The organism is Mycobacterium rhizamassiliense, assembly GCF_900157375.1.
Classification (GTDB): Bacteria; Actinomycetota; Actinomycetes; order Mycobacteriales; family Mycobacteriaceae; genus Mycobacterium; species Mycobacterium rhizamassiliense.
In genome coordinates this window covers 3,269,693-3,290,511 of record NZ_LT721901.1, presented here as the reverse complement: position 1 = coordinate 3,290,511, position 20,819 = coordinate 3,269,693, and the positions used below count along the sequence as shown (strand labels likewise).

Genomic DNA, 20,819 nt, shown 5'->3' with positions numbered 1-20,819 from the left:
TTACGAGCGTTTGGCCGCATTGCCGGTACGGTCTACATGTGTCAGCACAGCGGGGAAGCACGGCAGTAGACGCTGCCCATCGCTCCATTCTCCCGAGCATCGCGGGTGTGCCGTGGTGGACAGCCCTGCTCTTCGCCGTGACCACGACCGCGATCGGGTACGGAATCGACGCCGGGTCCGGCCACAAGCAGCTGACCAGTGTCTTCGCTGTCCTCTATATAGCCGGCTGCGTGGCCGCCGTGCTGGCGGTGCGGCAGGACGGCCTGTTCAGCGCCGTCATCCAGCCGCCGCTGATCCTGTTCTGCGCGGTGCCGGGCGCCTACTGGCTGTTTCACGGCGGCCAGCTCGGCAACATCAAGGACCTGCTGATCAACTGCGGCTATCCCCTGATCGAGCGTTTTCCGCTGATGCTGGGCACCGCTGGAGGCATCCTGGCGCTGGGCCTGATCAGGTGGTACTTCGGGATGTCGTATCGCCCGGCCGCCGGCGAAGACGGCGCCGACGAGAAGGCCGACTCCGCGGCCCCCGCCGTGAAGTCCTTCTTCCTCAGCGGCATCGGCGCGAAACTGAACTCGCTGCTGGGCGTCGGCTCCGACGAGGACGACGAACCCGACGAGGCATCGCCCACCGACGCGAAGCGGGCCCGCCCGTCGCGCCCCTCGCAGCGCGGTACCGGTGGGACTGCCCGGCCGGCGCGCAACGGCCGCTCCGGCGCGCGCTCCGGCCGGGCCGGGTCCGGGCGTACCCGCCCGCCGCTGGACGACGAGCGCGATCCCGCGGCCGAGCCTCGGCGCCGTCGGCGGCCGCCCCGCGACTTCGATCCCGCCGATCCCCCGCGCCGCTCGGGCCGGCGGCCTCGGCCTCAGGATGATTCGGACCCACGCGGCCAGTCGCCGCGGGAGGGCCGCGGCTACCGCGGGCCCTACGAACGCTCGGCGCCGCGCGGCGGCCGCTACGACGACTACGACAGGTACGAGTCGTCCGGAGGGGCGAGGCGGTTCGCGCCGCAGTACGAGTCGTACGACTCCTACGAGCCGCCGTCGGAGCCGCGTCGCCGCCGCCCCGCGCCGAACGGCGCCAACGGCTCCGGCCCGTCCCACCACCCGATCTCGCAGGTCCGGTACCGCGGCTCCGACGAGGAGCGCGCGGAACGGCGAAGCCGGCCCCGGGCGCAAAGCCCGTCGCGGGCGGATTCCTGGGAATACGACGCCTAAGACGCCTCAGAGCATGGATCGGATTTCGCGCGGCAGCGCGAACACCAGCGTCTCCTGGGCGGTCGACACGGGTTGCACCACGCCAAAACCGTTCTCGGCCAACCGTTCCAGCACGCCGCGCACCAGCACCTCGGGTACCGAGGCGCCAGACGTGACACCGACCGTGGTGACGCCTTCCAGCCAGGCCGGGTCGATGTCGTCGGCCCAGTCGACCAAGTAAGAGGCGTGCGCCCCGCCGTTCAACGCCACTTCCACCAGCCGCACCGAGTTCGACGAATTGCGCGACCCGACGACGAGCACCAGCTCGCACTCCGGCGCCATCGCCTTGACCGCAACCTGCCGGTTCTGGGTGGCGTAGCAGATGTCGTCACTGGGCGGATCCTGCAGCTTCGGGAACCGCTGCCGCAGCCGCTGCACGATCTCCATCGTCTCGTCGACCGACAGCGTGGTCTGCGACAGCCAGATCACCTTGTCCTCGTCCCGGACCGTCACCTTGTCCACGGATGCCACCCCGTCGACCAGCTGCACGTGGTCGGGCGCCTCACCGGCGGTGCCGATGACCTCCTCGTGGCCCTCGTGACCGATCAGCAGGATGTCGTAGTCGTTGCGGGCGAAGCGCCGGGCCTCGTTATGCACCTTGGTGACCAGGGGGCAGGTGGCGTCGATGGTGTGCAGGTTGCGTTCGGCGGCCTCGACGTGCACCGTCGGCGCCACGCCATGCGCGGAGAACACCACGATGGCGCCCTCGGGGACCTGGTCGGTCTCCTCGACGAACACCGCGCCTGCCTTCTCCAGGGTGTCGACGACGTGCCGGTTGTGCACGATCTCGTGGCGCACGTAGACCGGGGCGCCGTGCTTCTCCAGTGCGCGCTCCACCGTCTCGACGGCGCGGTCCACGCCCGCGCAGTACCCGCGCGGCTCCGCCAGCAGCACCCGCTTGCCAATCGGCTCGTTGGCCACTGAGCTGGATGCGCCGGGAATACCCATGTCGACAGTCGGCGGCATGACGTCCAGGGTACTTACCGCCGACACGGGCCCGCCAGCTCGCGCCGCTGGGCTTGGCGTTAGCGGCGGCTTAAGGCAATCTTGGACCCATGGCTACGGCACCGTATGGAGTTCGGCTACTGGTCGGCGCGGCGGCGGTTGCCGTCGAGGAGACGATCCGGCTGCCGAAGACGATCCTGATGTACCCGATGACCATAGCCAGCCAGGCGGCCCACATCGTGATGCGGTTTCAGCAGAATCTGGCTGAGCTGGTGATCAAGGGCGACAGCACCCTGGAATCGATTTTCCCGCCCAAGGACGAGAAGCCGGAGTGGGCGACGTTCGACGAGGACCTGAACGAGGGGGGCGACGGCCCGCCCGCCGAATTGCCCGACGGCGCCGGTGGCGATCGCCGGGCCGAGGGCCGGTTCGCGCTGTACTCCGTCGCCGACGCCGCGCACGACGCGGGCGCCCCGGCCAAGCCGGCACGCCAATCGAAGAAGTCGGTCCCCGAGCCGTCGGTGGCGGCCGAGCTTGACTACCCGGCGCTGACGCTGGCGCAGCTGCGGGCGCGGCTGCAGTCGCTCGGCGTCGATGAGCTGGAAGCCCTGCTGGCCTACGAGCAGGCCACCAAGGCCCGCGCCCCGTTCGAGACGCTGCTGGCCAACAGGATCACCCGCGCGACCGCGAAGTGACCCCACCGGCGAATTCGGAAGCGAACTCGGCCGAGAACCCCTTCCCGGTCCGCGCGGTGTCGATCCGCGTCGCCAGCTGGATCGACAAGCTGGGCAGCGTGTGGGTCGAAGGGCAGCTGGCCCAGGTCAACATTCGCGCCGACTCCAAGACCGTGTTCATGGTGCTGCGCGACCCGGCCGCCGACATGTCGCTGAGCGTCACCTGCCCACGCGACCTGGTGCTCAACGCGCCGGTAAAGCTGACCGAGGGCACCCAGGTAGTGGTATGTGGCAAGCCGTCGTTCTACACCGGTCGGGGCACATTCTCGTTGCGGCTGTCCGAGATTCGCGCCGTCGGCGTCGGTGAGCTGCTGGCACGCATCGACCGGCTGCGTCGGCTGCTGGACGCCGAAGGGCTGTTCGACTCCCGGCTCAAGCGGCCAATCCCCTTCCTGCCCAACATGATCGGACTCATCACCGGCCGGGCCAGCGCGGCCGAACGCGACGTGACGTCGGTGGCGGCGGCCCGCTGGCCCGCGGTGCGCTTCGCCGTGCGCAACACGCCGGTGCAGGGTCCCAACGCGGTCGCGCAGATCGTCGAGGCGCTGCGCGAGCTCGACCGCGACCCGGCCGTCGACGTGATCGTGCTGGCCCGCGGCGGCGGCAGCGTCGAGGATCTGCTGCCGTTTTCCGACGAGACGCTGTGCCGCGCCATCGCGGCCTGCCGCACGCCGGTGATCAGCGCGGTCGGCCACGAGCCCGATAATCCGTTGTGCGACTTGGTCGCCGACCTGCGCGCGGCCACTCCGACCGACGCCGCGAAGCGGGTGGTCCCGGACACCGCCGCCGAACAACGGTTGGTCGGCGACCTGCGCCGGCGCAGCGCGCAGGCGTTACGGAACTGGGTGGGCCGCGAACAACGGGCCCTGAACCAATTGCGCAGCCGCCCGGTGCTCGCCGATCCGCTGAGCGCCCTGACGGCCCGAACCGACGAGATTCATCGCGCCCGATCGGCGGTTCGCCGCGACATCACCCGACTGGTCGCCGCCGAAACCGAACGCGTCGGGCACCTGTCCGCGCGGCTTGCCACGCTGGGCCCGGCGGCCACCCTGGCGCGCGGCTACGCGGTGGTGCAGACCGTCGACGCTGAGCCGGCGCGGGTGCTGCGCTCGGTGCGTGACGCGCCGGCAGGCACCCGGCTGCGGGTGCGGGTTTCCGATGGCGCCGTAGCGGCGGTGAGTGAAGGGCTGACCGATGGTCACTGACGAAAACGGCGGTTCGGGCGGCGGCTCCGGCAAGGGAGAAGCCAAGCCGGTTACGCCCATTAGTCAACTCGGCTACGAGGCCTGCCGGGACGAACTGGTCGAAGTCGTCCGGCAGCTGGAGCAGGGTGGACTGGATCTCGACACATCGCTGAAGCTTTGGGAAAGAGGCGAGGAACTCGCTAAACGCTGCGAGGAACATTTAGCTGGAGCCCGCAAGCGGGTCGAGGACGCGTTGGCCGCCGGACAGGGCGACGAGGCCTGATTCGAGCGCACCCGCACCGGGCCGCGCAGAATTTTTTGCCGAATTGGAACACGTTTCAGTTATGCTCTCAGACATGGGTGATTCATCTTTGACGACCGAACTGGGTCGTGTGCTGGTCACCGGGGGCTCGGGGTTCGTCGGCGCCAACCTGGTAACCACCTTGCTCGACCGCGGACATCGGGTGCGCTCCTTCGACCGCGCGCCGTCCCCGCTGCCCCCGCATCCGCAGCTGGACGTGCTGCAGGGCGACATCACCGACAAGGCCGTCTGCGCGCAGGCGGTGGACGGCATCGACACGGTGATCCATACCGCCGCGATCATCGAGCTGATGGGCGGCGCGTCGGTGACCGCCGAATATCGCCAGCGCAGCTTCGCGATCAACGTCGGGGGTACCGAGAATCTGGTGGAGGCCGGACGCGCGGCGGGCGTGCAGCGATTCGTCTACACGTCATCCAACAGCGTCGTGATGGGCGGTCAGAACATTCCGGGTGGCGACGAAACCATCCCCTACACCACGCGATTCAACGACCTCTACACCGAGACCAAGGTCGTCGCCGAGCAATACGTGTTGTCCCAGAACGGCATTGATGGGATGCTGACGTGCGCGATCCGGCCCAGCGGCATCTGGGGCCGCGGCGACCAGACCATGTTCCGCAAGCTGTTCGAGAGCGTGATTGCCGGGCACGTCAAGGTCTTGGTCGGCCGCAAGTCGGCCCGGCTGGATAACTCGTACGTGCACAACCTGATTCACGGTTTCATCCTGGCCGCGCAGCACCTGGTGCCCGGCGGCACCGCGCCCGGTCAGGCGTACTTCATCAACGACGACGACCCGATCAACATGTTCGAGTTCGCCCGGCCGGTGGTGGAGGCGTGCGGCGTGAACTGGCCACGGGTGCGCGTCAACGGGCCCGTCGTGCGTGCGGCCATGACCGGCTGGCAGCGCCTGCACTTCCGGTTCGGGATACCGGCGCCGCTGCTGGAACCGCTCGCGGTCGAGCGGCTGTATCTGGACAACTACTTCTCGGTCGCCAAGGCGTCCCGCGATCTCGGATACCAGCCGCAGTTCACCACCGAGCAGGCGTTGAAAGAATGCTTGCCCTACTACGTGGACATGTTCGGGCAGATGAAGAGTCAGCTCGCGGGCGTTAAGTCAGTCGCGCAGTAAGGAATTCGACGACCCGCTTGCGTGCCTCGTAGGCCGGGTGGCCGTCAGCCTCGCGTACCTCGAGCGTCAGCACCGAGTGCGCCGACTTCGTGAAGCCGTGCTGGTTGCCGGGGCGCGAATCGATCTCGATTACCTCGAACGCTTCGCCCAGCCGCTCCTTGAGCGCGGCGAATCGCTCGCGCGGCGCCATCCAGTCCTCACTGAAACGCAGGCCCATGGCGCACAAGCCGTCGTTGGCGGCGCGAGCGGCGATGGTCGCCATCTCGGATTCGCTCAGCCCGGTGTCGCCACGGCGGGTCCGGCCCAGTGGCAGCGGCACCGACGGCTGCGAAAGCACCGGGGCCAGCACGCTCTCGTCGACCGCGGTGGCCAGCGCGAAGCCGCCGGTGAAGCACTGCCCGATCACGCCAACCCCTTTGCCCGGCGTCGACGCGTTGAGGTCGCGGGCCAGCGCCCGGAGGAAGAGCGACACCGGCCGCTCCTTATTGGTGGCAAAGGCCGCGAATTCCCTTGCCACACAGGCACGTGCGATGCTCGCGGCGCTGTAGCCGGGCGTCGTCGCATGCCCCGCCTCGCCGAACAGCGATGGCATGGCGACGGTGAAGCCGTTGTCCACCAAGTGATTACCCAGGCCCAGCACCCCCGGATGAATCCCGGGCAGCTCCGGAATCAGGACAACGCCGGGGCCGGTGCCCTTACGGTAGACGTCGTGCGTGTGGCCGGCGCCGGTGAACGGGGCCACCACCCATCCGGAAAGGTCTGCTTCGGGTGCGGTCACGAGTCCCTGCTTTCGGTTACCGGCTTGCTAACGGCGGCTGCGATTGGGTCGCGACGGCCAGAGTACGGAACTGCTCGGTGCTGCCGGCGCCGGTGATGGCGAGCTGGGTGACACCGTCCGGCCCGGTCAGCCGGGTGGTCCACACCGGCTCGGCGTCCGCGCCGTTTTGGCCGGACCCGCGGTAGATGACCCAGCTGGTGCCCGCGACATCGACCGCGCCGGTCGGATAGGCCGACGAGTGGATCGAGCCGACCAGCTTGTCCTCGTCGGCGTTGCTCTGGGTCAGGCTCATGTACATGCCGGTGGGGCTGATGTAGCCCACGTTGGACGTGGTCGCATTCAGGTGCTGGGTGTTCGCGGTCCGGCCGTTCTGGATGCTGCCGCGGCCCCCGGAGTTGGCCTGCCAGCCCCCGGGCAGTTCGGGCAGGCGGATGGGAAAGCCCAGCGTCTGGGCGTCCGCGCGCAGCGCGGCCGGTGCGTCGAAGGACGGGATGGTGCCGTTGCTCGACCCGCCGGGCTGAAACGAGCACATCCCGACCAGCCCGGCCAGCACGACGCACCCGATCAGCAGTGGCGCCAGCGACCAGAACATGTCGCGGCCGTCCTGCAACAGCCGTGATTTGGCGGGCCTGGCCACGGGAGCCGGCTCGCCCGCTGCGTCGGCATTCGGCTGCGGCTCCTCGGTCACCCCCCGAGTATCCCAGCCCGCGGTCAGCAGCCGCAGCCCAGCTCCAGCGGACCGATCTGGCTCTGGGACAATTGGCAACCATGACAGCTGAAGGCCAGGGCTCGTTGGGATCCGGTTCGGCGGCCGCGGTACGCCCGCGCAAAGAGGCCCCCGACCGCAACCTCGCCCTGGAATTGGTGCGAGTCACCGAGGCCGGCGCCATGGCCGCAGGTCGCTGGGTAGGTCGCGGCGACAAGGAAGGCGGCGACGGCGCGGCGGTCGACGCGATCCGCGAGCTGGTGAACTCCGTCTCGATGCGCGGGATCGTGGTGATCGGCGAGGGCGAGAAGGACGAGGCGCCCATGCTGTTCAACGGCGAAGAGGTCGGCAATGGCGACGGGCCGGACTGCGACTTCGCCGTCGACCCGGTCGACGGCACCACGCTGATGAGCAAGGGCATGCCCAACGCCATCTCGGTGCTGGCGGTGGCCGATCGTGGCGCGATGTTCGACCCGTCGGCGGTGTTCTACATGAACAAGATCGCCGTCGGCCCCGAGGCCGCGCACGTGCTGGACATCACGGCGCCGATCACCGACAACGTCCGGGCGGTGGCCAAGGTCAAGGAGTTGTCGGTGCGCGACATGACGGTGTGCATCCTGGACCGCCCGCGGCACGCGCAGCTGATCGAGGACGTCCGCGCCACCGGGGCGCGCATCCGGCTGATCACCGACGGTGACGTCGCCGGCGCCATTTCGGCCTGCCGGCCGGACTCGGGCACCGACATGCTGGCCGGCATCGGCGGCACGCCGGAGGGCATCATCGCCGCCGCGGCGATCCGCTGCATGGGCGGGGCGATCCAGGCGCAGCTGGCCCCGACCGACGAACCCGAACGCCGCAAGGCGCTCGACGCCGGCTACGACCTGGACCAGATCCTGACCACCGAGGACCTGGTGTCGGGCGAGAACGTGTTCTTCTGCGCCACCGGGGTCACCGACGGCGATCTGCTCAAGGGCGTGCGCTACTACCCCGGCGGCTGCACCACGCAGTCGATCGTGATGCGCTCGAAGTCGGGCACCGTCCGGATGATCGAGGCCTACCACCGGCTCTCGAAGCTCAACGAGTACTCCGCCATCGACTTCACCGGCGACAGCTCCGCCGCCTATCCGCTGCCGTAGCTCGCCTTCGATACGCCGCCAAACTCCGACGAAGAGGAACCAATCCATGGCCGAGGACGCCGAATACCGCATTGAACACGACACCATGGGTGAGGTCCGGGTGCCCGCAAAAGCGTTGTGGCGGGCCCAAACCCAGCGTGCGGTGGAGAACTTCCCGATCTCGGGACGCGGCCTGGAGCGCACCCAGATTCGCGCATTGGGCCTGCTGAAGGGCGCCTGTGCGCAGGTGAACGCCGACCTCGGGCTGCTGGCACCGGAGAAGGCCAAGGCGATCATCGCCGCGGCCACCGAGATCGCCGACGGCAAACACGACGACCAGTTCCCCATCGACGTCTTCCAGACCGGTTCGGGCACCAGCTCCAACATGAACACCAACGAGGTGATCGCCAGTATCGCTGCGGCCAAAGGGGTTACGGTGCACCCCAACGACGACGTCAACATGTCGCAGTCGTCGAACGACACCTTCCCGACCGCCACCCACATCGCGGCCACCGAGGCCGCGGCGCGCCATCTGATCCCCGCCCTCGAGGTGCTGCACGAGGCGCTGGCGGGCAAGGCCAGCGAGTGGCACACCGTGGTCAAGTCCGGCCGCACGCACCTGATGGACGCCGTGCCGGTGACGCTGGGCCAGGAATTCAGCGGCTATGCACGCCAGATCGAAGCCGGAATCGAGCGGGTGCGCGCCACCCTGCCGCGGCTGGGCGAGCTGGCGATCGGCGGCACCGCGGTGGGCACCGGGCTCAACGCGCCCGACGGGTTCGGCGCCAAAGTCGTTGAGGCGCTGGTTAAGTCGACCGGTTTGACCGAGCTGCGCACCGCGGCCAACTCCTTCGAGGCGCAGGCCGCACGCGATGGCCTGGTGGAGGCGTCCGGCGCGCTGCGCACCATCGCGGTCTCCCTGACCAAGATCGCCAACGACGTCCGCTGGATGGGCTCCGGCCCGCTGACCGGCCTGGCCGAGATCCAGCTGCCCGACCTGCAGCCGGGCAGCTCGATCATGCCGGGCAAAGTGAATCCGGTTCTACCGGAAGCGGTTACGCAGGTTGCCGCGCAGGTGATCGGCAACGACGCCGCCGTCGCCGTCGGCGGCCTGTCCGGCGCCTTCGAGCTCAACGTCTACATCCCGATGATGGCCCGCAACATCCTGGAGTCGTTCAAGCTGCTGACCAACGTGTCGAAGCTGTTCGCCGAGCGCTGCATCGTCGGCCTGAAGGCCAACGAGGAGCACCTGCGCGAGCTGGCCGAGTCCTCGCCGTCGATCGTGACGCCGCTGAACTCGGCCATCGGCTACGAGGAGGCCGCCGCCGTCGCCAAGCAGGCCCTCAAGGAGCGCAAGACGATCCGCCAGACCGTCATCGACCGTGGACTGATCGGAGACAAGTTGTCGATCGAGGAGCTGGACCGCAGACTCGACGTCCTGGCGATGGCGAAGGTCAAGCCCGCATGACGGCGCCCCCCGGCGGCCCCTACGACCAAGGCCCCTACGGAGCGAATCCGTATGGGCAGGAACCACAGTGGGGTCCCCCGCCGCAGGGCGGCCAGCAGCAAGGTGGTCAGCCGCAGAACAACCCCTACGCGCCGCCCACCGGCCCGTACCCGTACCCGCCACCCGGCGGCCCGTACAGCACCGGCCCGTACCCGTCGCAGCAGTACCCGCAGGGCGGCCCGCAATATCCCGGTGGCCCCTACGGTCAGGGTCCCTACCCGCCCGGACCCCCGCCGGGCGGCGGCAATTCGAAGCTGCCCTGGCTGATCGTCGGCGGCCTCGCCCTGCTGGGCGTCATCGCGCTGATCGCGACCCTGGTGGTGGTGCTGGGCGGCAACGACAACAAATCGCCGAGCGCCGCGCCGTCCACCTCATCGACGACGGCGAGCGCCCCCACCTCGCCGCAGAAGGGCGGCGGGCAGACGGCCACCGACTGCACCCCCAACGCGTATGCCGGTCAAGCCCCGACCGGCGACACGCTGAGCGCGGGCAAGCTGTCCTTCCCGGCCAGCCTCGCCCCGGGCTGGTCCCCGTTCGCAGATGACCAGGACCCCAACCTGATTAGCGCGGTCGGCGTCAGCATGGACGTGCCCGGCGCGAGCCAATGGATGATGTCGGCCGAGGTCGGTATCACCAACTTCGTGCCCAGCATGGACATCGCGGCGCAGGCGTCGAAGCTGATGCAGTGCGTGTCCAACGGCCCCGGCTACGGCAACTCGCAGCCCACCCTGGGACCGCTGAAGACCTCGTCGACCACCGTCGACGGCGTCAAGGCCGTCCGGGTCGACGCCGACGTCACGATCGCCGACCCGACCCGGGGGGTCAAGGGTGACTCCGTCGTCATCATCGCGGTCGACACCAAGCCGGTCACCATCTTCATGGGCACCACGCCCATCGGCGATGCGGCCTCGGCGGGCATCGTCAACAAGATCGTCGGTGCGCTGAAAGTCGCCAGGTAGCGCCCTTTTCAGTTAGGCGGGGCCCGCGGGCGCCGAGACATGCGTGGCCTCCGACCGCCCGCGCAGCACGGTGGAATAGCACTCCGCCCAGTGCTGTCGCTCGGCGTCGTCGGCCCGGTCGATCGCCCCCGCCGAGCACAGGATCCGCCGGTCGGCCGTTTTGGCCAGGTCGGCCAGCCGCGCGGCCTCGTTGACCGCATCGCCGATTACCGTGTATTCGTAACGGTTTTCGGCGCCGATGTTGCCGGCGAAGACGCGGCCCGCCGAGACCCCGATGCCGAAGTCGACCACCGGCAACCGGCGCAGCTGGACGCCCAGGTCGCGCGCGGTGGCCAGCGCCGCCGACGCCGGCTCGTCCGTCCGTAGCGGCACCCCGAAGACGGCCAGCGCCGCGTCGCCCGCGAACTTGTTGATCAGCCCGTTGTGTTTGTCGACGGCCTCGACGACGATCCGGAAGAAGTCGTTGAGCACATCGGCGACCTCTTGCGGCGCACGGCTTTCCGCGAGCTGCGTGGAGCCCACGAGATCGATGAAGAGGACGGCCGCCTCGACCACGTCCCCGGACAGCGACGCGCCCTCTTCGAGGGCGCGCTGGGCCACGTCGGCCCCGACGTGGCGCCCGAACAGATCGTGCAGCCGGTCGCGTTCGGCGAGGCCGGTAACCATGCGGTTGAATCCCGCTTGCAGACGGCCGATTTGGGAGCGCTCGTAGACATCCACATGCGTCTCGATCCGGCCGTGTTCCACCTCCGCCATCGCGTCGACCACCTCGCCGAGCGGATCGGAGATCGAACGAGACGTCAAAATCATCGTGGGCAACCCGAGCAGCAGCGCCGCCAGCGACACCACCATGATCGGGACGTCCACCGACGCGGATTGCGCGATGAGCCACCCATAGGAGCGCATGACGACGAAGGCCGCTATCACGCCGAAAGGCAGTGCGCTGCACAGGAACCAGAGCAAAATCAGGCGCGCGAACACTCCGGGGGCGGCCACCCGCGGCTCGGAGCCACGGGTGGCGGCCCCAACGACCGGCCGCAGGATGCGCTGGGTGAACAACAGGGCGGTGCCTATGGTCGCCGACCCGCCGAACAGCACACCGAGCGAAATCGGCAACAACAGCGCCGTTCCGGTGGAGCGATTCACCAACACCGATATCGCGCCGCTGATGACCCAGGCCGTCACCAGGATGGCCGCCTGCTGGCCCGAGAGTCTGGTCGCGGTTTCCCGTTGCTTCGGATTCGGTTCCTTGCCGGCGGCGAACCATCGCAACGTTGGAAGAACGTGCAGCACGCCTACTATCGCGACGCCGAGGGTGCCCAGCACACCCAGGACTGCTATCGCTATGGTGCCGTGCTCGGTCAGCGCAATGGATGGATGTCGCCCGAGCGGGATGAGGATGGCCGCGGCGTCGAGCAGGCCCAGGACGTAGGCAAGCGCGAGCGCAACCGCGTATTCAATCGATAACCGCCGGGCCGACTTTCGCTGTCCGGTCGCCGTCGCGACGGCCGACCGGCGCCAAGGCCGCGTAACCCAATCCCGAAGCCGGACAGTCATTTACGCGCCGTTGTTCGGGCCGCCGGAATTCTGGCCCGGAATGTCGGTGATGGGGAAGTTCGGCATCGGCTTGGGCGAGGGCGTGTTGGGCAGCGTCGGGATCTCGCCGGGCGGGATGTCGTGCAGGACGTTGGCCGGCGGCCCGTTTTCCCGGCCGCCGTAGCTGCTGCCCGGCGCCCTGGGCCCCAGCAGTTCGCTGACCGTCACCATCCGGTAGCCGTTGGCCTTGAGGACGGGGATGAATTGGTAGACCAGGTCGACGGTGCTCGAGTAGGTGTTGTGGAAGAGCACCACCGAACCCGGTTTGATGTAGGTCATCAGCATGTACCGCGTCGCGGCGGTATTCGAATCGTTGGCCCAGTCGAAAGGTATTACATCCCAAAGTATTTCGGCCAGACCGAACTGGGCCGCGGTCTGTCGCACGGCCGGGGTGGACAACCCGCCGGCGGGCCGGTACAGCGTCGGCGTCCGACCGGTGGCCGCGGCGATCGCGTCGTTGGCTTTGGAGAACTGCGCGGCAACGTCCTCGGGCGGCAGCGTCGACATGTTGGGGTGTTCCCAAGTGTGACTGGCGATCTCCATGCCGGCGTCGGCGATGCGCTTGGCCCCCGCCGGGTTGGCCGCCACCTTGTTCCCGATCAGAAAGAAGGTGGCCTTGGCGTCGTTGTCCTTCAGGATCTGCAGCAGCCGTTCGTCGAACGGCCCCGGGCCGTCATCGAACGTCAGCGCCACACACTTGACCACCGCGCAGCTCACGTTGTCCGCACGCGTGACGTGACCGGTCAGCCCGCCGACCAACAGGACCGCACCGGCCGCCACCACGCCGAACACGGTCCGCCAGTAGCGCCATGCCTGGCTGTCGGGTCGTTTCGGCATCCTGGCAGCCTACCCGTCGTCGACCGTGCGTCCGGGGCGCGGAAGCAGGCTCACATCGCGGTCAGTGCGGCCCGGCGATTTCCTCGAGCATCTCGGTGACCAGGGCCGCGATCGGCGATCGCTCGCTGCGCAGCAGCGTGATGTGCGCGAACAGCGGGTGGCCCTTGAGCTTCTCGATGACGGCCGCGACGCCGTCGTGGCGGCCGACGCGCAGGTTGTCCCGCTGGGCGATGTCGTGGGTGAGCACCACCCGCGATCCGGTGCCCAGCCGCGACAGCACCGTCAGCAGCACGTTGCGTTCCAGCGATTGCGCCTCGTCGACGATCACGAACGAGTCGTGCAGCGAGCGGCCCCGGATGTGGGTCAGCGGCAACACTTCCAGCATGCCGCGCGACAGCACTTCCTCCAGCACCGCCGGGCTGGCCAGTCCCTCGAGTGTGTCGAAGACGGCCTGCGCCCAGGGGCCCATCTTCTCGCTCTCGCTACCGGGCAGGTAACCCAACTCCTGGCCGCCGACGGCGTAGAGCGGGCGGAAGACCACGACCTTGCGCTGGGTACGCCGCTCCAGCACCGCCTCGAGGCCTGCGCACAACGCCAGCGCCGACTTGCCGGTGCCCGCCTTGCCGCCCAGCGACACGATGCCCACCGACTCGTCAAGCAGCAGGTCGAGCGCGACGCGCTGCTCGGCGGAGCGGCCGCGCAGTCCGAACACCTCACGATCGCCGCGCACCAGTTGCACGCGTTTGTCCGCGTTGACCCGGCCCAGCGCGTGCGAGCTGCCGCCCAGCAGCCGAACCCCGGTGTGGCACGGCAGGTCTCGAGCGTCCACCAGGTCGATCTCGCCCTCGGCGAACAGCGCGTCGATGTCCTCGGTCGCGGTCTCGATCTCGCGCATGCCCGACCAACCGGACGCCACCACGTCCTGCGCGTGGTACTCGTCCGCGGCCAGACCCACCGCCGCGGCCTTGACCCGAAGCGGAATGTCCTTGCTCACCAACGTAACTCGCCTGCCCTCGGCGGCGAGGTTGGCGGCGCAGCTCAGGATCCGGGAGTCATTGCTGTCGTTGCGGAAGCCGCTGGGCAGCACCGTCGGGTCGGTGTGGTTGAGCTCGACGTGCAGCGTACCGCCTTGTGTCCCAACGGGAATGGGCTGATCCAGCCGCCCATGCTCCAGCCGGAGGTCATCGAAGAGCCGCAATGCCTGGCGCGCAAACCAGCCCAGCTCATGATGATGGCGTTTGGCCTCCAGCTCGCTGATCACCACCAACGGGACCACCACCTCGTGCTCGGCGAACCGGCTGCAAGCCCAGGGGTCGGACAGCAGCACCGAAGTGTCGATCACGTAGGTCCGGATTTCGGTCACGAAGCGCTCCTCGTGCGGGATAAGCCCGCGCGGACCCGCGCAAGCATGTCGGCGGGAACGGCGACACGAGGACCGGGGCCGGTCCTCCCCTGCTATGACGGGAAGTGCCGCCCTGGCTGCAAAACATGACGCTAGCCATCGAGAATGACGCTACTCTCGTCGACGCTTAGCCGCCGCGCAGGCGCGCCGGACGCCGGCGTCGCCGGGGGCACGAGAAAACGAATTGTGGGGGTCGGCTCAGCCGATGACGAATTGCTTCAGTTGGGGCTCGTCGGCCACGCCCCAGTCGACGATGCGGTCCGAGATCGCCTGGCGCAGATCCGAGACGTCGAAAATCCCGGCGTCGGCAACGTTTTGCACCTTGTCCTGATACGCCTCGATGTCGGCGCCGACGACCTTGAGGTCGGCCGCGCGGGTGGCGATCGCGGCGATCGTCTCGTCGCGGGTGTACTTGAGGCAGTGCGCGACGAGGTTGGAGAACAACAGTTCATGGCGCACTTCGTCCCGGGCAATCCGGTCGATCATGCCGGCCAGGATGGGCTCCTCGAGCTTGGCTGCGAGGTGCTGGCAGAACACGGCGTGGGTGCGCTCGGTGAGCGCCATGAACACCAGCGTTTCCACCTGCGTGTAGGTGTCGGCGCGGTAGCCCTGCATCAGGTACTGGACGCGGACCTCTTCGTTGGCCGCGGGATCGATCTCGCGGGTCACCACGAAGTACTCGCGCAACGCGATGGCGTGCAGATGCTCCTCGGCGGTCCACCGGCCGAGCCAGCGGCCCCAATAGTCCTCGAGGATGAAGTGCTCGACGAGCTCGCGGTGGTGCGCGGCCAAGTCGTCCTTGAGCAGCAGCAGGATCTCGCAGGCGTCGGTGAAGGCACGCGGAAGCGTCATGCTGGACGGGTCCCAGTCGCGGCCGCCGAGGAAGGCGTAGTTCTCGCCCCGTTCGAACGGTACGTAGTCGTGGGCGAACCAGATGTCGTCGGTGCCGATGTGGCGAGCCATCTCCGCCTCGACGATGGGCTCGAGCTCCAGGGTCAGCGCATTAGCGACAGGTTTCTGTGCCATGCAAGTAACTGTAACCCGTAGACACAGGTTTAATAAAACGGCCGCGCCGTGTCGCGACCACCGGCCGGCTTTACCGCGGGAGCTAGAGCTCCAGGCCCGGGTAAAGCGGATTGGCGGCCAGCAGTTCGGCCGCGGCCGCGTTGACCCGCTCGGCGGTGCCGTCGGCTAGCGAGTACTTCGCCTTGGAGCTGCCTTCGGGCGCCGTGTTGGTCAGCACGTCGATCATCAGCTCGGCCACCCGGTCGAATTCGTCGGGACCGAAGCCGCGGGTGGTCAGCGCCGGGCTGCCGAGCCGGATGCCGCTGGTGTACCAGGCGCCGTTGGGGTCGGCGGGGATGGCGTTGCGGTTGGTGACCACGCCGGCGTCCAACAGGGCCGACTCGGCCTGGCGCCCGGTCAAGCCGAACGAGGTGACGTCGAGCAGCACGATGTGGTTGTCGGTGCCCCCGGTGACCAGCTGGGCGTCGCGCTTGAGGAAGCCGTCGGCCAGGGCCTGGGCGTTGTCGGCGACCCGCTGCGCGTAGGCCTGGAACGCGGGCTGCCTCGCCTCGGCGAGCGCGACGGCCTTGGCCGCCATCACGTGCGACAGTGGCCCGCCGAGCACCATCGGGCAGCCCTTGTCGACGGCGTCGGCGTACTCGGGTTGGCACAGGATCAGGCCGCCGCGCGGACCGCGCAGCGACTTGTGCGTCGTCGTGGTCGTGACGTGGGCGTGCGGCACCGGATCCTCGTCGCCGGTGAACACCTTGCCCGCCACCAGGCCGGCGAAATGCGCCATGTCCACCATCAGCGTGGCGCCCACCTCGTCGGCGATCTCGCGCATCGTCGCGAAGTTGACCCGGCGCGGGTAGGCGGAGTAGCCGGCCACGATCACCAGCGGCTTGAATTCACGCGCGGCGGCCGCGACGGCGCCGTAGTCGATGAACCCGGTGTCGGGGTCGGTGCCGTAGCTGCGCTGGTGGAACATCTTGCCGGAGATGTTGGGACGGAAGCCGTGGGTGAGGTGGCCGCCGGCATCCAGCGACATGCCCAGCAGCCGCTGGTTTCCCAACTTGTTGCGCAGCTTCTCCCAGTCCGCCTCCGACAAGTCGTTGACGTGCTTGGCGCCGGCGTCGGCCAGGCCCGGCGCCTCGACCCGGGTGGCCAAGATCGCCCAGTACGCAACGAGGTTGGCGTCGATGCCCGAGTGCGGCTGCACGTAGGCGTGCGGCGACCCGAACAGTTCACGGGCGTGCTCGGCGGCGATGCTTTCCACGGTGTCGACGTTCTGGCAACCCGCGTAGAAGCGGTGTCCGATGGTGCCCTCGGCGTACTTGTCCGACAGCCAGGTCCCCATCGTCAGCAGCACCGCCGGCGAGGCGTAGTTCTCGCTGGCGATCAGCTTGAGCGAAGCGCGTTGGTCGGCGAGCTCTTTGCGGGTCGCCGCGGCGATGCGAGGTTCGACGGACTCGACCACCTGCAGTGCCGCTCGGTAGGCAGCGCTTGCGGTGTCGGCGTATTCGGCGCCCGGTGACGTGGTCGAGGTGGCGGTGTGGGGCGAGTCGGCGGACATGCGAACGAGAGTAGTCGGCCAGCTGAACCCACTGCGAGGCTGCTCTGGCTATCAACCCGTGCTTTTGCCAGCCCAGCCGTCGGGCGTGTGGTGGTTGCTGCCACACTGAGCACTATGCCGCGGCTGAGCGAGCCGAGCCCTTATGTGGAGTTCGACCGAAAGCAATGGCGTGCGCTCCGTATGTCGACGCCGCTGGCCCTCAGCGAAGAGGAACTGGTAGGCCTGCGCGGCCTGGGTGAGCAAATCGACCTGCTCGAGGTCGAAGAGGTCTACCTGCCGCTGGCCCGGCTCATTCACCTTCAGGTCGCCGCCCGGCAGCGCTTGTTCGCCGCGACGTCGGAGTTCCTCGGCGAACCGCAGCAGAACCCGGACCGGCCGGTGCCCTTCATCATCGGTGTCGCGGGCAGCGTGGCGGTCGGCAAGTCGACCACGGCCCGTGTGCTGCAGGCGCTGCTGGCCCGCTGGGAGCACCACCCCCGCGTCGACCTGGTCACCACCGACGGCTTCCTGTACCCCAATGCCGAGCTGGATCGGCGAAACCTGATGCACCGCAAGGGTTTTCCGGAAAGCTATAACCGCCGGGCGCTGATGCGATTCGTGACCTCGGTGAAATCCGGTTCCGACTACGCGTGCGCGCCGGTGTATTCGCACCTGCGCTACGACGTGCTGCCCGGGGCCAAGCACGTGGTCCGGCACCCGGACATCTTGATCCTGGAGGGTCTCAACGTCCTGCAGACGGGCCCGACCCTGATGGTGTCGGACCTGTTCGACTTCTCGTTGTATGTGGACGCCCGCATCGAGGACATCGAGCAGTGGTACGTGTCGCGCTTCCTGGCCATGCGCAGCACGGCGTTCGCCGACCCGCAGTCACACTTCCACCACTACTCGGCCCTCAACGACCCCAAGGCCGTCGCCGCCGCCCGCGAGATCTGGCGGTCGATCAACCGGCCCAATCTGGTGGAGAACATTTTGCCGACCCGGCCCCGCGCCACCCTGGTGCTGCGCAAGGACGCCGACCACTCCATCAACCGGTTGCGCCTGCGCAAGCTCTAAGGTTCGAAATGGCCGGCGCGGGGCGGCACTCCGCAGGGGTGGAGCGGAGGCGCCCCGCACCGGCGGGCAGAGAGTTACGCCGGTTCGAGCCGGCGCACCCCCAGGTACTGCAACCGTGCGAACGCCGCGGTGTACATCGCGCTGGCCAACGATGCGGCGATCCCCGTAGCGGTCATCGGCACGGCCTCGGCGGCCGCCACGGCGCCCACGGTGAAAGCGGTGTTGGCGGCGACGAAGCCGATGCCGGCGCGACGCAGGTCCGACGTGGCCCCGAGGCCGAGACCGACCACCCCGTACAGGATGAAGAAGACGGCCAGCCCGTACTCGACGCCGGGGGGCAGGCCGCTCAGCGACGACAGCGGGTCGGCGACGAGTGCGACGGCCAGACCGCACACTCCCGTCAACGCGGCGTCGGCGCGGATGGCGAAACGCAACAGTGAGTCGGTCGAGTCGTACAGGCGCCTGGTTTGGATACCGGATACAGCGGTCATGTGGTTACTCCTCGCGATGGCGGTTGGGGTCGGACAGCTTTGAGGGAGCCACCGGAGCACTGCCAAATCGACGCGTGGCGTTGCCAGTTACTGCCACGGAGAGAAAGACGAGCTATTCGTGCCCGATATTCCCTTGCTCGGCGACGAATTCAGATTCAGACGGCAATTGCTTCGACGACGCTGACCGGTGACACCGTCTTCACCACCCTCGTCATGCGAAACCCGGCGCGGCCCAGCAGCTCGCCGTATTGGTCGGCCGTGCGCTCCCGAGCGCCGGCCCCGACGAGCATTTCCAGGTCCAGCCAGTTGCCGACGAACTCGCGGTCGTGGCCGGGGAGGACGAACTCCACCAGCAATACGTGCTTGCCGGGCCCGGCCGCCGTCCGCATGTTGCCCAGGATCTGCACCGCCTCGTCGTCGGGCCAGTCGTGAATGATGTGCTTGAGGACGTACGCGTCGCCGCCCTCGGTCACGGTGTCGAAGAAGGAGCCCCCGGCCACCCGAACCCGGTCTGCCACCCGATAGTGCTCGAGTAGGGCCGGGGCGTCCGCGACGACGTGGGCCTGGTCGAACAGGATGCCGCGGGCTTGCGGCGTGGCCTGCAGAATCGCGGACAGGAACCGGCCGTGGCCGCCGGCGACGTCGACGATCGTCGCGTACCGGCTGAAGTCGTAGCCGGCGATGACCGGCGCGATCGCGAGCTCGGATACGCCCGTCATGGCGTCATTGAAGATCTCGTCGAGTTCCGGTTCGCTGGCGATCCACTCGAAGGCCGACTTGCCGCGCAGGGCGGGGATGACGGCCTGGCCGGTGCGAATCGCGTCGGTTAAATGGCTCCAGTGCTCCCGATGCTGGGGCGCACCGGTAAAACGCGCGAAGGCCCGCAGCGAGACGTCGGCGTCGCTGCGCAGCGTGTCCCCCAGCGGGGTGAGGGCGTAGCGCCCGTCGCCCAGCTTGCGGAAGACGCCGCGGCTGATCAACGCCCGCAGCAGGCGGCGGACGGTGTCGGCGTCCGCGTCGAGCGCGGCGGCCAGCTCGTCGATCGACAGCGGGCCCTTTGCCAATGCGTCAGCGATGCCGAGGTCGGCCGCCGCGGTAATCGCCTGCGCAACCCAGGCATTGCCGATCAGCTCCATCATCGCGGCCGGCGGCGGCACCATGCGTTGGTGCAGCTGGCCAAGGTGATGTCGGGCGATCTCGATCGCCCGGACGACTCGGGCAGGCGGAATCAATGGCGAAAACATAAGTCCCCCTTAAGGACTCGATGTGAACACATTGCGGACCGGTCGGTCGCACACAACGTATTCGCTGCCGAGCGCCCGCGGGATGGGTCGTTTGACCGTTACAACCAGCGTTGTCAGCGCGGGGGCCAATCGCTGGGGACGGCGACGCGTCCGCGCAGATCGGCCACGAGCTACTTGCCGTACCTGCGATGCCGCTGGCTGTAATCGCGCAGGGCACGCAGGAAATCGACCCGGCGGAACGCGGGCCAGTGCGCCTCGCAGAACCACATCTCCGAGTAGGCGCTCTGCCACAGCAGGAAGCCGGACAGCCGCTGCTCCCCCGACGTGCGAATCACCAGATCCGGATCGGGTTGTCCATAGGTGTACAGATTTTCGGAGATGCCCTCGACGGTCACCGCGTCGACGAGCTCCTCGCCGGTCGCGCCGTTGGCGAGCTCCTTGTTTAGCAGCGCGCGCACCGCGTCGACGATCTCGCGCCGCCCGCCGTAGGCCACCGCGACATTGACGTGGAAGGGCGCGGTGCCCGGTGTCGACTCCACCGCGTCACGCAGCCGGCGCGCCGGTTCCTCACCGAGTAGCTCGAGGTCCCCGACCGTGCGCACGCTCCAGCGATTCGCCGGTGCGCAGATCTCCTCAACGACGTCGGTGATGATCTCGATGAGCGCGGCCAACTCGTCGGCGTCGCGCTGGAGGTTCTCGGTGGACAGCAGGTACACGGTGGTCATCTCGATGCCGGCTTGCTCACACCAGCGCAGCATCTCGGCGATCTTCGCCGCGCCCATCCGGTAGCCGTAGCTGACGTCGACGTAGCCGGCGTCGCGCGCCCAGCGGCGGTTGCCGTCGCACAGCACCGCGATGTGCCGGGGAAGGTCGGACTTGTAGGCGGCCAGACCCTGCCGCAACCGCAGCTCGTAGACGCGGTACAACGGCTCTTTGAACCGTGGCGGGATAACCTCCACGAAGATCCACCCTACTGTGGGCGTCAGCAA

The 20,819-nt window shown here is 68.5% G+C and carries 20 protein-coding genes; 9 read left to right on the top strand and 11 right to left on the bottom strand.

Annotated features, from left to right (window positions below):
* The first annotated feature begins 38 nt into the window (after positions 1-38).
* The gene (locus tag MRAB57_RS16125; RefSeq protein ID WP_077088244.1) at positions 39-1,214 is read left to right on the top strand and encodes a DUF6542 domain-containing protein; all 1,176 of its coding nucleotides are present in this window, start codon (positions 39-41) and stop codon (positions 1,212-1,214) included.
* A 6-nt stretch (positions 1,215-1,220) separates the two neighbouring features.
* On the opposite strand, the gene MRAB57_RS16120 is transcribed toward MRAB57_RS16125, so the two are convergent.
* Positions 1,221-2,219, bottom strand: a complete 999-nt coding sequence (locus MRAB57_RS16120) for a 4-hydroxy-3-methylbut-2-enyl diphosphate reductase (protein WP_077088243.1) — start codon at positions 2,217-2,219, stop codon at positions 1,221-1,223.
* 89 nt (positions 2,220-2,308) lie between these two features.
* Here MRAB57_RS16120 and MRAB57_RS16115 point away from each other — a divergent pair, with 89 nt between their 5' ends.
* From MRAB57_RS16115 to MRAB57_RS16100, 4 genes are all read left to right on the top strand, one after another.
* On the top strand, positions 2,309-2,893 hold the full coding sequence (locus tag MRAB57_RS16115) for a lipid droplet-associated protein (RefSeq protein ID WP_077088242.1): 585 nt from the start codon (positions 2,309-2,311) through the stop codon (positions 2,891-2,893).
* Entirely contained in the window at positions 2,890-4,137 is a 1,248-nt protein-coding gene (xseA, locus tag MRAB57_RS16110; protein ID WP_077088241.1) for an exodeoxyribonuclease VII large subunit, read from the top strand. Before MRAB57_RS16115 ends, xseA begins: the two co-directional genes overlap by 4 nt.
* Positions 4,127-4,399: an exodeoxyribonuclease VII small subunit gene (locus MRAB57_RS16105; RefSeq protein ID WP_077088240.1), complete on the top strand. Its 273-nt coding sequence runs from the start codon at positions 4,127-4,129 to the stop codon at positions 4,397-4,399. The genes xseA and MRAB57_RS16105 overlap by 11 nt, the downstream gene beginning before the upstream one ends.
* A 61-nt stretch (positions 4,400-4,460) precedes the next feature.
* Positions 4,461-5,564: a 3-beta-hydroxysteroid dehydrogenase gene (locus MRAB57_RS16100; protein WP_077088239.1), complete on the top strand. Its 1,104-nt coding sequence runs from the start codon at positions 4,461-4,463 to the stop codon at positions 5,562-5,564.
* Here the strand turns inward: MRAB57_RS16100 and MRAB57_RS16095 are convergent.
* Positions 5,545-6,342, bottom strand: a complete 798-nt coding sequence (locus MRAB57_RS16095; RefSeq protein WP_077088238.1) for a dienelactone hydrolase family protein — start codon at positions 6,340-6,342, stop codon at positions 5,545-5,547. The two genes, MRAB57_RS16100 and MRAB57_RS16095, sit on opposite strands and share 20 nt — an antisense overlap.
* Before the next feature lie 16 nt (positions 6,343-6,358).
* Complete coding sequence (locus tag MRAB57_RS16090) at positions 6,359-7,030, bottom strand: DUF4245 domain-containing protein (protein WP_077088237.1); 672 nt, start codon at positions 7,028-7,030, stop codon at positions 6,359-6,361.
* A gap of 80 nt (positions 7,031-7,110) precedes the next feature.
* Between MRAB57_RS16090 and glpX the strand changes: the two genes are divergently transcribed.
* Genes glpX through MRAB57_RS16075 form a run of 3 tightly spaced genes read left to right on the top strand, consistent with a single transcriptional unit; the run spans position 7,111 to position 10,629 of the window.
* The gene (gene glpX / locus MRAB57_RS16085; protein WP_108637951.1) at positions 7,111-8,184 is read left to right on the top strand and encodes a class II fructose-bisphosphatase; all 1,074 of its coding nucleotides are present in this window, start codon (positions 7,111-7,113) and stop codon (positions 8,182-8,184) included.
* 46 nt (positions 8,185-8,230) lie between these two features.
* Complete coding sequence (locus MRAB57_RS16080) at positions 8,231-9,631, top strand: class II fumarate hydratase (protein WP_077088236.1); 1,401 nt, start codon at positions 8,231-8,233, stop codon at positions 9,629-9,631.
* Positions 9,628-10,629, top strand: a complete 1,002-nt coding sequence (locus MRAB57_RS16075; protein ID WP_077088235.1) for a hypothetical protein — start codon at positions 9,628-9,630, stop codon at positions 10,627-10,629. Before MRAB57_RS16080 ends, MRAB57_RS16075 begins: the two co-directional genes overlap by 4 nt.
* Before the next feature lie 12 nt (positions 10,630-10,641).
* Here the strand turns inward: MRAB57_RS16075 and MRAB57_RS16070 are convergent, their stop codons facing one another.
* The 5 genes from MRAB57_RS16070 to MRAB57_RS16050 form a co-directional block, all read right to left on the bottom strand.
* Positions 10,642-12,186: an adenylate/guanylate cyclase domain-containing protein gene (locus MRAB57_RS16070; protein ID WP_083743435.1), complete on the bottom strand. Its 1,545-nt coding sequence runs from the start codon at positions 12,184-12,186 to the stop codon at positions 10,642-10,644.
* The gene (locus MRAB57_RS16065; RefSeq protein ID WP_077088234.1) at positions 12,187-13,062 is read right to left on the bottom strand and encodes a polysaccharide deacetylase family protein; all 876 of its coding nucleotides are present in this window, start codon (positions 13,060-13,062) and stop codon (positions 12,187-12,189) included. It abuts the gene before it with no gap.
* 61 nt (positions 13,063-13,123) lie between these two features.
* Complete coding sequence (phoH2, locus tag MRAB57_RS16060; protein ID WP_077088233.1) at positions 13,124-14,425, bottom strand: RNA 5'-3' helicase PhoH2; 1,302 nt, start codon at positions 14,423-14,425, stop codon at positions 13,124-13,126.
* Between the two features lie 237 nt (positions 14,426-14,662).
* On the bottom strand, positions 14,663-15,490 hold the full coding sequence (locus tag MRAB57_RS16055) for an acyl-ACP desaturase (RefSeq protein WP_077088232.1): 828 nt from the start codon (positions 15,488-15,490) through the stop codon (positions 14,663-14,665).
* A gap of 82 nt (positions 15,491-15,572) precedes the next feature.
* Positions 15,573-17,042, bottom strand: a complete 1,470-nt coding sequence (locus MRAB57_RS16050) for a glycine hydroxymethyltransferase (protein WP_077088231.1) — start codon at positions 17,040-17,042, stop codon at positions 15,573-15,575.
* Positions 17,043-17,156: 114 nt separating this feature from the next.
* On the opposite strand from MRAB57_RS16050, the gene coaA reads away from it, so the two are divergent.
* Entirely contained in the window at positions 17,157-18,095 is a 939-nt protein-coding gene (gene coaA / locus MRAB57_RS16045) for a type I pantothenate kinase (RefSeq protein WP_077088230.1), read from the top strand.
* Between the two features lie 74 nt (positions 18,096-18,169).
* Here the strand turns inward: coaA and MRAB57_RS16040 are convergent, their stop codons facing one another.
* From MRAB57_RS16040 to MRAB57_RS16030, 3 genes are all read right to left on the bottom strand, one after another.
* On the bottom strand, positions 18,170-18,586 hold the full coding sequence (locus tag MRAB57_RS16040; RefSeq protein ID WP_077088229.1) for a hypothetical protein: 417 nt from the start codon (positions 18,584-18,586) through the stop codon (positions 18,170-18,172).
* Between the two features lie 155 nt (positions 18,587-18,741).
* Positions 18,742-19,830, bottom strand: a complete 1,089-nt coding sequence (locus tag MRAB57_RS16035; protein ID WP_077088228.1) for a methyltransferase — start codon at positions 19,828-19,830, stop codon at positions 18,742-18,744.
* Between the two features lie 170 nt (positions 19,831-20,000).
* On the bottom strand, positions 20,001-20,789 hold the full coding sequence (locus tag MRAB57_RS16030) for a (2Z,6E)-farnesyl diphosphate synthase (RefSeq protein ID WP_077088227.1): 789 nt from the start codon (positions 20,787-20,789) through the stop codon (positions 20,001-20,003).
* Positions 20,790-20,819: the final 30 nt, after the last annotated feature.